The 13,279-nt window shown below is 60.6% G+C and carries 11 protein-coding genes; 6 read left to right on the top strand and 5 right to left on the bottom strand.

Annotated elements, in window-relative coordinates; translation table 11 throughout:
* The 6 genes from WAN02_RS09885 to WAN02_RS09860 all read left to right on the top strand — a co-directional run.
* Window positions 1–467: hypothetical protein (locus WAN02_RS09885; RefSeq protein WP_422263975.1), on the top strand; the 467-nt coding region annotated here is incomplete at its 5' end.
* Between the two features lie 119 nt (window positions 468–586).
* Complete coding sequence (locus WAN02_RS09880) at window positions 587–1,837, top strand: hypothetical protein (protein WP_422263974.1); 1,251 nt, start codon at window positions 587–589, stop codon at window positions 1,835–1,837.
* A gap of 80 nt (window positions 1,838–1,917) precedes the next feature.
* On the top strand, window positions 1,918–2,583 hold the full coding sequence (locus WAN02_RS09875; RefSeq protein WP_422263973.1) for an SGNH/GDSL hydrolase family protein: 666 nt from the start codon (window positions 1,918–1,920) through the stop codon (window positions 2,581–2,583).
* Window positions 2,584–2,597: 14 nt separating this feature from the next.
* A complete protein-coding gene (locus WAN02_RS09870; protein WP_422263972.1) occupies window positions 2,598–3,869 on the top strand; it encodes a YveK family protein in 1,272 nt (423 codons plus the stop codon).
* Window positions 3,870–4,051: 182 nt separating this feature from the next.
* Entirely contained in the window at window positions 4,052–5,260 is a 1,209-nt protein-coding gene (locus tag WAN02_RS09865; RefSeq protein ID WP_422263971.1) for a hypothetical protein, read from the top strand.
* Window positions 5,253–5,990 carry an SGNH/GDSL hydrolase family protein gene (locus tag WAN02_RS09860; RefSeq protein ID WP_422263970.1) on the top strand — a complete coding sequence of 246 codons (738 nt, stop codon included), beginning with the start codon at window positions 5,253–5,255 and terminating at the stop codon, window positions 5,988–5,990. Before WAN02_RS09865 ends, WAN02_RS09860 begins: the two co-directional genes overlap by 8 nt.
* A gap of 140 nt (window positions 5,991–6,130) precedes the next feature.
* Here the strand turns inward: WAN02_RS09860 and WAN02_RS09855 are convergent, their stop codons facing one another.
* The 5 genes from WAN02_RS09855 to WAN02_RS09835 all read right to left on the bottom strand — a co-directional run.
* Window positions 6,131–7,237, bottom strand: a complete 1,107-nt coding sequence (locus tag WAN02_RS09855) for a right-handed parallel beta-helix repeat-containing protein (RefSeq protein ID WP_422263969.1) — start codon at window positions 7,235–7,237, stop codon at window positions 6,131–6,133.
* A gap of 579 nt (window positions 7,238–7,816) precedes the next feature.
* Window positions 7,817–9,043 carry a glycosyltransferase gene (locus WAN02_RS09850; RefSeq protein ID WP_422263968.1) on the bottom strand — a complete coding sequence of 409 codons (1,227 nt, stop codon included), beginning with the start codon at window positions 9,041–9,043 and terminating at the stop codon, window positions 7,817–7,819.
* A 140-nt stretch (window positions 9,044–9,183) separates the two neighbouring features.
* Complete coding sequence (locus WAN02_RS09845) at window positions 9,184–10,146, bottom strand: GDP-L-fucose synthase family protein (protein ID WP_422263967.1); 963 nt, start codon at window positions 10,144–10,146, stop codon at window positions 9,184–9,186.
* Window positions 10,143–11,165 (bottom strand): GDP-mannose 4,6-dehydratase, encoded by a 1,023-nt coding sequence (gmd, locus tag WAN02_RS09840; protein WP_422263966.1) that lies wholly within the window; start codon window positions 11,163–11,165, stop codon window positions 10,143–10,145. Before gmd ends, WAN02_RS09845 begins: the two co-directional genes overlap by 4 nt.
* A gap of 797 nt (window positions 11,166–11,962) precedes the next feature.
* Window positions 11,963–13,279: putative bifunctional diguanylate cyclase/phosphodiesterase (locus WAN02_RS09835; RefSeq protein ID WP_422263965.1), on the bottom strand; the 1,317-nt coding region annotated here is incomplete at its 5' end.

Here is a 13,279-nt window from a genome sequence, read left to right as displayed (position 1 = left end):
GGACTAGTGGACTGTCTGATGTCGTCGACGGGTCATGCACCTGGACAGAATGCCGGGCTCGCACAGGATTAGATCACCTGTGGCAGATGGGTATCGGAAGCAAGGGCGATTCGCTGCCCGCGCTGCTGATCGACGGGAAGGACACGAAGAGACGGCTACTCTTATCCGACGTCCAGGAGCGCGCCGTCATTGCTGCACCGTCTATCGTGCATTCCCATGTTGCAGTGGCCTTGACGTCCGTCGCCGACGCTGCACTTGTTGTTGTCCGGCAAGGCAAGTCGCAGACCTGCGACGTTGTTGAGGCCAAAATGGCTCTGGAAGCCATGAAAATCCCCGCGATCGGGATGGTGCTCCTCACGGGCGAGGCTCACGACGAGCGGGCCGAGCACCCGCGCGACGATCGTGCCTATGCCTTACTTGGTACCCCCGGCGAAGGCAGTCATTCAGCGGCTCCCGAGAAAGCCTGACGACGAATGATCAACCACGCCAACGACAAGTGGCAGCGGTCATTTGTAAAGGGGGCTGGAGCGAAGTGAGCCTCCCGACCCGTCCTTCCGCCGGTGCTCCAGCAAGGGGTGCCGCCTCGGTGGCGATTTCGACCACAGTCGACCAAATACTGTCGAGCGCGAGCAATGCCCTGATGGTTTTCGTGTTGGCGCAGGTGTTGTCGGCAGGGGAATTCGGGATTATCGGAGTGCCGATCACCCTGGTGGCCGTCTGCGCGGGATTCGACCGGGGGGCGCTAGGAGCGACGCTGCTGCAGACCAGCCACCAGACGAATCGACGGATAGTTGTGGAGTCAGGCTATGCCCTCACGTGGTCGCTGTATACCGGTGGTGCCGGCGGATTTCTCATTCTGACCCTGGGCGCGGTCTTTCATCAGCCGTGGATGGGGCTTGCCTTCGCCATTGCCTTACCCGCTGTCCTGGCACAGGATGTCTTGCGTCTGACCGCGATAGCGCACGGCAGGCCGAACCTAGCTGTTGTGGCCGACGCGATATGGGCCGCGCCGATGCTCGGCATTTTTGTTGCCAACCTCTTTGGTGTTCGCGAATCGGCTGAATTTTCGATCTATCTATGGGCATTTAGCGGACTCGTTTCTGCCGGAATATTGGCGTTCCGCTTAGGAGTTGCGCCACGCCACTCCAGGATTCTCGACTGGTGGCGGACCGACTGGCCGGCGAGGCTGCGTTTCGGAAGCGTGTACGCCGTCGGTCAAATCGGTTACGTCTTCGTGACGCTTGCAGCGGTGACAACTGCCGGAAGCGTTGCCGCGGCAGGGATCCGAGGAGCGACGACGCTGTTCGGTCCCATTGTGATGTTGTTATCGGCCATGCCGACGGTGTTCGTACCGCATGCGGTGCGCAACGGCAGCTCTGTCGGCGACCAGTGGCGCCTGGTGAGCAGGACTTCGGTGGCAACTTCTGTGCTGACGCTGGTTACGATCGGCTGCCTGATGGCTGTACCGGCGAGGCTGGGCGCGGCGTTCCTTGGCGCCAGCTGGCCAGAGACGCTTTCGGTGCTCCCCTACATCGGAGTTAAGGCTGCGGCGATGTGCTGGACGGTGGGTGTCAGCACCGTTTTCCAATCTCAAGGCGAGAGCAGGACGGTTTTCGGGTTGAACATGCTGCTCGTTGGACTGGACTTGACGACCAGCTTCGCGGCCGGGTTGATCTTCAGAAGCGCAGTCGCAATCGCCATTTCGCTGGCGTTCTCCAGCTCCATAATGGCGATAGTCGGGGTGCTCTGGGTACGCCGTTCCATCCACGCTGTCGCTGGGCCTTCTCGCGCGCGACTAGGCTCCGCCGTCAACGTTTCAGAAGGAATCGCCACCTAATGAAGAGCAAGCACAGCAGCGTAGTGATTTTGGTTCTGCTACTCATCACCGGGTTCTTGGCCCATGAGGTTATGAACAAAATGACGAGAACGGCGGTATCTGCGCAGGCCATTGCGCCGCAACTCGCAATCGCGACGACCGGGCCGACGTTGGCGAACAATGATGGGCCGCTGGCGGTATTCATCGGTGATATGACCCAAGGGTCCGATGAGGGCGGGGTCGGTGCCGCCAACTGGACTTCGATTCTCGCCGCGGAGGTGCGGAAAGTCGCGCCATTTCGGATGGCTGTCGACAACAACGGCGAGGGCTCGGGATATGCAATTCGAGCCATCAGTCCGACGTTTGACGAGGACGTGAGGCGGCTCGTTACCTCCGACACTCGGATGGTCGTGATATCGGGAAGCAGAGCCGACGTCGCGGCGGAGCCAAACCAGGTTGCGGCCGCGGCCCGGGAGGCCTACCACTTGGTCTCCGAAGTGGCGCCTCGCGCAGAACTCCTCGTGCTCGGTCCAACGTGGGGCAGTAACAAGCCGAGCGACCAGATTCTGCAAACGCGCGACGCGATTCGTAGTGCGGCAGAGGCAGCCCATGCGCACTTCGTCGATCCCATTCAGGACAACTGGTTCACAGACGGCGCAGTCGGACTGATCGGATCCGATGGCGTGCATGCGACAGATCTCGGCAACCGACGAATCGCGCAATACATGTATCCCGTATTTGTCCGTCTCATAAGTGGACGGGTGTAAGCCATGGAGGGTTCGTGACCGACATCAGCAACGCTCCTTCGATCGAAGGGGCCGCCGACCTGATCCGGGCTTTTCGCCGGTTCTTGGGTAAGAGGTGGCGGCTCGTGACTTTCGCCGCGGTATGCGGGGCGATCATCGGCTGCCTCCTGACATTCGCGGTCCATCCGACGTATACCGCGCAGGCCACGCTGTACGTCGCGCCGCCGCTTAGCGGTAGCGTCACCGATGCCGTATCGGGAGACAAGTACGCGCAGGATCGCGCTCAGATGTATTGGCAGCTCGCGAAGAGCGACGAGCTCGCGCGGCGGGTGCTGGCGGAAATCCGGTCACCCGAATCGCCTGCGGCGCTTGCCAACCGGATCAATGTCGCTTTGATATATGGTGCTCCCCTCCTCACCATCCAAGCGACAGCACCGTCGGCCGACGCCGCGCGTTCGCTGGCACAGGCCTATTTAGATCAGTTGCCGGATTACGCCCGGTCTGTGGAGCAGAACAGCGGCCTTCGCGAAGGCCCTGTCCTGGTGACGGTCGCCCGACCTATCGAGGTCAGCGAAAGTACAGCAGGTGTCACGCCGTGGCTGAAGGTCCTGCTGTTCGCCGCGTCGTTTGGTGGTGTGGCCCTTATCTACACGGTGCTTGAGCATCGCCGACACCCCACCATCCGCGGTGTCGGCCAACTTCGGAAGGCGGTGCCAACACCCTGGATCGTTGAAGTTGACGGTAGCCGCACCGAAATGGCCCGAATACAGGCAATGCTATTCTCCGCGCCAAATTCATCACGAAAAGTGGTTCTCGCCGGCGCCAGGAGTGAAGACGGCCTAAGCGAAATGATTGCGGAGTTCAAAACCGCGCTGTCACCCGGTCCCCGGTTTAGTTTGAATGATGTCGAGATTTTCGCCGCTCCCGCGCTTCTCGACCAGCACGAGGGAATGACAGCGTTGGCAGCGCGTTCGTCTACCGGCATTATGTTTTCGGCCGCCGCGTCGGTCATCGTATGTCTGAAGGGCCAGACGCTTTTGGAGGACGTCGTTGATTTAGACCAATTGCTGTCTCTCAATGGCGTCGACGTGAAGGGCATCCTCATGGCCCGTCGCCAGTGGCGGAAACGCGAGAGACGACGCGTTGCATTGCGCCCGCAGCCTGACGTTACCGTCGAGCCTTTGTCGGTAATCGGGGAGCCTAAGCCGGTAATCGGGGAGCCTAAGCCGGTAATCGGGAGGCCTGGGTCGGTGGTGGTAGTCGAATGCGGTAAGCCTTCCCAGAACGGCAATGGGCCGCACTCGTGACCAACGTTCAACTTCTTGTCCTAGCGGTGATATCCGTGGCCGCAGCCGTTTGGCTGAGCGTGAAGCGAACGAGTGCAGCCGCGGCTCCCGCGGTACTGGCTGCCATGATGCTTTTGCTAGCGCTAGGCGGACCGCTCTGGGAATGGTCGAAGCACAGTGGATACGCAGGATTGCCGTCGAGTGTGCGAGCGGTCGCATTCGGTGAATCCGAAGCGGCGCCGGCATTCCTGTGGGCATCCATTGGTGCCGGGCTGTCCGCGCTACTGGTTCCGCGAATTCCGGCGCAGACGCTACCCACTCGCAAGGTGGCGCCCTCCAGAAAGCTGAGCATTGCGGTAGCAATCGGCTCGGCGGTCACCTTCGTTGCCTTTGTGATGGGCGAGGGCCCGAGTTTCTTCAAGAATGACTCCTACCTGTATAGCGACGGCATTTTGTTTTTACTGATGGCGTCGCTTCCGGGAGTAGTTGTCGGCGTGCTAGGGGTTGTGCTGGCCGCATGGGAGAAGGACCGGAGGCTTCGGATGTTGTTGATCGCAACGTCGGCTCTCTGGTTTATTGGACCACTGGCTACCGGTAGCCGCATCGCGTGCGCAGTACCGATCGTGGGCTGTGTGTTGATCGTTTTTAACGAGATTCGCCGACGGCGACTTCACCTACCGCTGATTGCGGCAGCCGTGGCATTGTTTGTCACGGGCGTTTTCACTTTTAGCGTGGTAACGAATGCCCGCGCGATGCCGCATGGGCTTTTTAACCTTCCCCACCTCATGCAAGTTACCGCGTCGGACATCACAGATACGACCGACTCCATCTTGGGGCCCGCCAAAGAGCTGGTCGCCTCGGTGGTCGTGGGTTTCCCGTTAACGGAAGAGTCTGTGCACGAGGACGTGGACATCGGCACGCTACTAGGTAATGCCAATCCATTGCCGGGGACCGCCCGGTCAGCCGAGCTCGAGCGATATTGGCCATACTTTTGGGCACCGCTGTCGTTCGCGGGAGAGTGGTTCGGCGCGATGGGCTGCGTGGGTCAGATCCTCCTATTCGGTGCAATGGGCTTGATTTTTGGGCTTGCGATGCACAATCTGCAACGAAGTCGATTCCGCCTCATGTCGTCTCTTCCATTAGGCTTTGTCGCACTGGTAGGTGTGTTCTCTATCGAGTATTCCTCTCGCGCGGTGTGGCGGGTCATTTCATTGTCTGTGGTCCTTCTTATCGCGTCATATTTGGTCAGGGAAAGGACCAACAAGCGAAGGAGTCGAGATATGTTTGGTGAAACGCGAGATGAGCAGCCACAACACGTCATCGGCAATCTTGAGAAGTCCGCGTTCCGTGTTTCTGGAACGGTCAAGGTCCCGAACCGTGTGGGGATGACGGTCGGACAGCGGTATGGGTGATCCGAGCAGCATTTCGACCGACAGACGCTGGCACGCGGCTGGCATCGGTGCGCTGATCCTTGCCGCTGTCGTCTTGTTTGGCGCCCTCGCCGTGGCGCACGCGCGCCACGAGCAGCCGATGCCTACGCTTTCTCAAGCGCCCTTGGGCAATCAGAAGCCAAAGAAGGTAGTCGCAATCGGTGATTCCTTCACGGAGAGCTCGGCTTTCGGCGATGCGGGTGCAAACAGCTGGAACCAAGTGGTCTTTCGTCAACTGCGGAAAAGGGGAGTCGACATCAACGCCGAGAGCTCAGGGGAAGCGGGGTCGGGCTACGTCGCAGGTGGAATCAGAGGGACAACTTTTGGCCAGGAGGCGGGCAGGCTCCTTGAGCCTGATGATGATCTCGTGATCATATTTGGCGGCAGCAGTGACGCGCCTGCAAAGCCTGAAATGGTGGAAGCGGCAGTCAGCGAAGCCTTCTTACTTGTGCGCAAGGCATCCCCGCATGCCAAGTTGATCGCTGTCGGTCCGGCTTCCCCGGTAGCAGATCCGGGGCCGGACGTGATTCGGGTCCGCGACATTGTCAGGGACGAGGCAGTCAAAATTGGCGCCACGTTCGTCGATCCGATCGCTGATCAATGGTTCGTACGCGATCCGGGCTTGATACGCGAAGACGGGTCGCCGACGGACGCAGGTCATGCCTACATAGCTGAGAGGCTTCTGCCAGACATTCAAGGAGTTTTGGCCTGACTTTTATCACTGTTGCAGGTGTGGAGATTCCGTTGGCCGCCGAGCAGCCTCGCCATCTCAACGAATCGGCAATCGATGCTGCGTCCGAAACTAGCAGCTTGAGGGTTACATACCCGCCACCACGTCCAGCATAAGTGCGCTCATGGAATGATTGCTGGTCGTCCATTCATTGTGATGTCTGAGGCTGTATAGCTGCCGGCCGGCACATTGGAGGAGATGGCGGGCAGTTCTGTCCCTTGCCGAATCCGGATATTCTGAAACGCGACATTGCTCAGAGCTCCACCATTGGTGGTTTCGACGGCGATGTTGCTTTGTGCGGACGGCGGAGTATCAATAATGGTGAGGTCCGAAATGGTGACGTTAGTTACGCTATAGCCGGCATGGTCGTTCCCCACGGCAACCGCACCCATCGGCGCGGTCGGCGAGATGTTACCGCCAGTCACCGAGCCGCCCGAGACTTGGACCCCATCCGATGATCGGGTGTTGTAATCGACTGAGGAAGAAATAAAAACTCCCGCAAGGCTGGTTTGTGAGACCTTAATATTGCGCACGACGATATTCTCACCGCCCTGGACTAGTATGCCGCGGGCAGCGACATTAGCGGATCCAGCCCCATTAACGACGGGAGAATTGATGACGATGTTTCGGCACGGCTCAGGCTGTTGGATTAACGACACAACAGCGAAGCCGTCGTCACCGGTTCGCTCGGTCGTGGAATCGTTGATTTCACCGTTGCTCGCGCCACCGGTAACATCGATTCCGTCGGCCCTGGTGTCCCGAACAGTCACCCGGTCGACGCGGAAGTTGCTACCAGCTAGATATATGCCAGCCGATGCTGAACCGGTAATAGTTATGTTGCTCAGCCTCACTCCGTTACCAGAGACTACGATTTTGTGTTGCTCCGTCTCGTAGTAGCGTCGCCCGCCCAGCGGTGCCGTGAGGTTGAGATTCCTCACTGAAACATTGTCGGCCACAATCCAAACCCCGGAGGTGGCATCGTTTGTCGACCGCAGCGTCGCGCCATTCCCGTTGATTACAACACCCGGGACATGGATGTAGATAATTCCGCTGTGCTGGTAGGTTACTGGGTCCAGCGTTAGCGTCTCACCGGGTTTGAGTTGATCGAACTTGGCCTGTAAATCTGCCGTCCTATCGCCAGACGGGTCGCCCTTGGCGACCTGTCCACTCGAAACGAATGCTGCTAGGACGCAAGCGATTACGAACAGCGCAGCCACCGGCTTTCTCATCGGACTCCTCGGGTCCTGTCGCCTCCGGGTTGAGGCGGTCTTATTTTTCTCGATGAATGACCCGGCGAAGTGATGTGGTATCGAGTTCTGCGCGCGAGTGACTTCATTATCACGGATGAGTTTGTTACCGATGAGCCAACGGCCTTTTTCTGTGCCCGAATTGGTGTCGACATGCCCTTCCTCTCTTCGGAGTAGAGCTGTGGTTATACAGGTAATGCACTTCCATCGATAGTATCCGTACCATACGTTAGCATGACAGGGCAGAGGCAGACTCATGGTTTTTTATCAGCCTGCACGCATCCACAGATATTGGATACCAGCGCAGAGCAGACCGTAGACAGAAAAGGGCGATCGGTGCTCTCGCTGCGGCTGCGGTAGTTCGGAAGGCGAAAGGAGGGAGAGAACATGCCCGTCTCACGCCTTTGCGGCGCAGCTGTCCCGCGTTTCATTCGCGAGATAAAACAATCTGAGTACTGGGATCGGGCCGCCATCGATACGCCGCCGAGACCGTTTGAGACGACTTGGGGGTTTCGTCTGGACTAGGAGCGGAGAACGGCGAGTGGGAATATAGATATTCCCTCAGCTCACGGGCTTTCCCCTCAACCGGTAACACCAGTCTTCGTATTCGTCCAGCGCCCGTTCTGGGCTCAGTAGGCGGCGAGCGTACTGCTGGCCGGACACCCCAAGTCGGCTGCCGGCTTCGATGTTGTCGGCCAGACCGACCGCCGTGTCGAGCAGAGCCGCAGGATCGCCGGCGGGCACCACGACACCTGCCCCCGCGTCGCGGATCTCCCCAGCAGTGACACCGTCGGCGTCGGTGGCAGCTAGGACCGGGCGGCCGGCGGAGAAGTAGGAAGTCAACTTGCTCGGTACTGCCATCTCACCGACGCCTGGGCGCTCGTTGACCAACAAGACGTCGGCGCAGGCCAACACCTGACGATAATCGTCAGCGTCTAGCGGCTCCTTGAATTCAATCCGTTGGACCCCTTTGGCCGACTGTTGCAGTTGCCTTCGTTGGTTGCCGTCGCCCATTAGTACGAATCTGATGTAGACCCCGCGCTCGTCTGCGAGTCGTGCTGCTGCGACAACGTTTTCCAAACCCTGCTTGGCGCCCATGTTTCCGGAATGCAGAACGATGCGCTCCTGCGGTTGCCAACCGTGCTGCAGACGCACTTCCGCATGGTCCACGGGGGCGGTTGGTGGTTCGATGTGAGCCCAGTTCCGTATGACGGTGACTCGCTTGGCGTCTACCCCCATTTTGACCGCCGCGTCCGCGAAGCGGTCGTGAATCACCGCCGTGCCCGTCGCATGGTTGAGGACCGCACGTTCAAACCGCACTGCCGGCCCGGCCATGGTGGTCGACATCGCGCCCGTCTCGACAACGCCCTTGCCGTAAAGATCCTGCACGATGAGGCCCGCCGGGATGTTGGCCAGCCTCGACCGCGCGATGACCATTGCACTTGCGATCAACGACGGACTGATCGTGAGGACGAGTTCTGGCTTGTCCCAGCGCGTTGAAGCCACCCGGGCGCCGAAGGTGCTCTCGAATACCACCCTGTTGCGGGTCGTCGGGTTGGCGGGTACGTAGTGGGCGAACCGTCGCACCACCACGCCGTCGACGGCTTTGGCTGTCCCGGACAACCCGCGGTATGCGGGGTCGACACGCCATTCCGGATAGTGCGGCAGGCCGGTGAGGACCTCGACATCGTGCCCTCGAGCCGCCAGGCCGACAGCCATTCCCGTGGTATACGGGGCGATACCAGACTCCTCCGGCTCATAGTTGATACTGACGACGCAGATCCGCACTTACCCGACACTCCCGCCGTGGAGCGCCGAGATGGACATACCCGAACGGCCGAACGACTTGCGCCTCAAAGGTTTTCTATCGCAGCACTTTTCGCACGCCGGCAGTGCGTCACCAATCGAGACTACCGGGCCCGCTGCATTCATTTCCGTGCCGCGCCGGCGTTTGCTCGATACCAGGCCACGGTCGATTCGATGCCCTCAAGCAGTGAAATTGCGGGCTGCCATCCCACCTCCCGTAAGGCGGAGATGTCGAGAAGTTTGCGCGGTGTGCCGTCCGGTTTGCTGGTATCCCAATGAGTTTCGCCGTCGTAGCCCACCGTCGAGGCCACCATCTGCGCGATTTCCTGGATGCTGTGGTCGATTCCGGTACCGACGTTGATGTGATCCGGCCCGTCGTAATGCTCTAAAAGGAATAACGAGGCACTTGCCAAGTCATCGACGTGCAGCAACTCGCGCCGCGGTGTTCCGGTGCCCCAGTTCGTCACTTCCGGTGCCCCACTGGCTTTGGCCTCGTCGTAGCGGCGGATGAGCGCGGGCAGCAGGTGTGATCCGGCTGCGGCGAAGTTGTCACCCGGCCCGTATAGGTTGGTCGGCATCGCAGAGATCCACGACAGACCGTATTGACGCCTGACCGCCTGCACTTGAAGGATGCCGGCAATCTTGGCGATCGCGTATGCGTCGTTCGTCGGCTCCAGCGGCCCGGTGAGCAGTGCGCTCTCGGGAATCGGCTGGGGGGCGAACTTCGGGTAGATGCATGAGGAGCCAAGAAACAGCAGCCGCGGTACCCGGGCGGCGACGGCGGCGTCGAGCAGGTTGACCTGGATCTGCAGGTTCTCGGACAAGAATTCGGCGGGGTAGGTGCTGTTTGCCAGAATTCCACCCACCCGCGCGGCGGCGTCGATGACGACTTCAGGTTTTGCCCCGCGAACGAAGTCAAACGTGGCTGCCCGATCCGTCAGATCGAGTTCGGATCTTTGTCGCACAAGGAGATTGGTGAATCCTGCAGCTTGGAACGTGCGAAGGAGCGCGGACCCCACCAACCCGCGGTGCCCGGCGATGTACACCGAAGCCGAGCGGTCAAGCACGCCAAATGATGTGCTCACGGCTGACCGGCGAAGTTCGGCTTGTCGATCCACGGCTTGCCCTCGCACTCCAGCGCCGCGACGTCCGCATCCACCATGATTCGGGCCAACTCGGCGCTGTGCACGGAAGCCTTCCACCCGAGTATTTGGCCCGCTTTGGTCGCGTCGCCGATCAGCGAATCCACCTCGGTCGGCCGCAGATAACGTTGGTCGAACTTCACATACTGTTGCCAGTCGAGTCCGACGTGTTCGAACGCAGTTTCAGCGAACTCGCGCACGGTGAAACCGCGCCCGGTCGCGAGAACGTAGTCCGTGGGCTCGGGAGCTTGCAGCGTCCGCCACATTCCTTCGACGTACTCGGGTGCATACCCCCAGTCGCGCACCGCATCCAGATTCCCCATATACAGGTCGGCCTGGATGCCGGCCTTGATACGTGCCACCGCGCGCGTGATCTTGCGGGTCACGAAAGTCTCACCACGCCGGGGTGATTCGTGATTGAACAAGATGCCGTTCACCGCGAACAACCCGTACGCTTCTCGATAGTTGCGTGTCACCCAGTACGAGTACACCTTCGCCGCGCCGTATGGTGAGCGCGGATAGAACGGTGTCTCCTCGTTCTGCGGCGGCGGGGTTGCGCCGAACATCTCCGACGACGACGATTGATAAAAGCGGCATTGCACCCGGGACACACGAACGGCTTCCAGCAACCGGATCGATCCCATGCCCGTGGTGTCACCGGTATGCACCGGTTCGTCGAAGCTGACGCGTACATGCGACTGCGCCGCAAGGTTATACACCTCGTCGGGTTCGATGGTGCTCAGCAGAGTGACCAGGCGTGCACCGTCGGTGAGATCGCCGTAGTGCAAGAACAATCGCGCTCCGACCTCGTGCGGATCAACGTAGAGGTGATCGATCCGCGACGTGTTGAATGTCGAGGCTCGACGGATGAGCCCGTGGACTTCGTATCCCTTGCTCAGCAGCAATTCGGCGAGGTAGGACCCGTCTTGCCCGGTAATCCCAGTGATAAGGGCTCGCTTCACCGAACTCCCACCCCCGTCTTGGCGCGCTCGCCGATACATTTCCGGCATCTCATGATGGCCGTTTCACCCCTTGTCATAACATAGCGCCGTCAATCTGACGGTCATTTTCGATCGGCGAGCAGGCTCGGCGACACCGTGGCTGGAACTGCGCACCCACAGCGCCCCGGCCAGCGCAATCACGGAGGTACATCGCTGCAAGTGTCTGATGCCGTTTCTTCGCCGGGGCGCGGATGACCTCGCCCGCGAACAGGGCGGAAGACGATCAGGTGCCGCACTACCGTCTGCCAGGCTTCGGCATCGGGCGTGACGGTCTCGGGGCTGATTACGGGGATGACGGCGGTCTCTACCGCGGTCGCCGAATCACTGTCCATGCTAAGTTCCCCAGGTAATCTAAATCCGTATAATACATACTCATTGACTTAATATCTAAGCTTACACAGACTGTAAGTCTTTAAACAACTCGTAAAGCATGCGTGATCTATGGGAGCTGGGTCCGGTCAAAGATCGCGTGGGCATCGACTGAACAAGCCCCCGGACTGGCACGTCGAAATATGAGGGCTGTGCAGGGCGCGCCGTCCATCCGTCTACGGGCTACGACGCCCGACGACTGGCTCAAGCCGGTTATGTGGGACTTTCCCGGCGACCCCGGCCAGCTGCGCCCAAGCCGAGACTGGCTCGCCAAGGTCATCACGTCGAGCACCAAAGCTGCGCTCCCTCGGGCAACAGTGTGGACAAGACGTCGTGCGGACGACTCAGATCACCGCGACTGCCGGCAGTCCTGCGCACCAGCGTGGGCGCTAGACTACGGCCGCCGTCAGTGCCTGGCTGTTGCCGAGGAACGGCATCGGCATCCAGCGCGAAGACAACATGGTCTCCATTGCCTTGCCCGCAATGGGCCGTGAGAGCAAGTAACCCTGCGCGCGCCGGCAGCCGTGCTGCATCAATGCCATGGCGGCGGCCGGGGTTTCGACACCCTCGGCGACCAACTGCAGGTTGAACGCGTCGGCAAGTCCGATGATCGCCCGGACAATCGCCAGATCGTTGGCGTTGTCGCCCAGATTGCGCACGAAGCGCGGGTCGATCTTGAGCGTGTCGACCGGAAGCGTCTTCAAATGCGACAAGACGGCGTAACCGGTACCGAAGTCGTCGATGGAGGTTTGCGCGCCAACGTCTTTGAGCTCCGCCAGCGTGCGCGCGGTGTTGTCGATGTCGTGGACGATTGCGCGTTCGGTGATCTCGAGGCACAACGAACCGTCGTCCATGCCGAACTCCGCGATGGTGTCGCCAACCATGCGGACGAAACCGGGCGTGCTTAGTTGCAGAGGAGACACGTTGACCCGCAACGACGCGTCTCGTCCCACGCCGCGCGAACGCCAGCCGCTGAAGTCCGCGCACGCGGTGCGAAGCACCCACCGATCCAAATCGTTCACGAGATTCATCGACTCGGCTACCCCGATGAACGAATCCGGTAGCAGCACACCGCGATCCGGGTGCCGCCAACGCACCAGCGCCTCGGCGGCGACTATGGCGCCCGTCCACAGATCGACCTCGGGCAGGTAATCCAGCAGCAGGGCGTCGTCGACGAGGTCACCCTTTAGCTGCCCTTCGATGTCGCTGCGGAAACGCTGCTTCAACGAGTTCGCGCTTGCCGCCGTGACGTGGTTGCCGCCCGCGCGTTTGGCTGCCAGGACGGCTTCGTCGGCGCGGCGGAGCAGATCGGTGCATTTGTCGCGACCCGGCATGCCGGCCGCAACGCCGATGCTCACGGTCCGGTCGATGGTCTGGCCGTCGATGGTCAGGCGATCGCGCACCGTCTTGCGGATCCGGTCGGCGAAGATCTCCGCGGCATCGGTGGTCATCGGCTGATCCGGAATGACGACGAACTCGTCGCCGCCGATTCGTGCGACCATGCTCTGGCTCCCCGCGCAGGCACTGAGGCGATCGGCGAAGGTCTGGATGTACCAGTCGCCAGCGGCATGGCCGAGCGAGTCGTTGATCGCTTTGAGACGGTCGAGGTCGATGTAGAGGACGGCGACCGGGCCGGGCTGCTGGACGGCGAGCCGATCGGACAGGTGAGCTAGCAGTACTCGACGATTGCTCAGACCGGTCAGATC

Origin of the sequence: Mycobacterium sp. (genome assembly GCF_049281135.1) — a bacterium.
GTDB lineage: Bacteria > Actinomycetota > Actinomycetes > Mycobacteriales > Mycobacteriaceae > Mycobacterium.
This window is presented reverse-complemented; position numbering and strand designations above follow the sequence as displayed.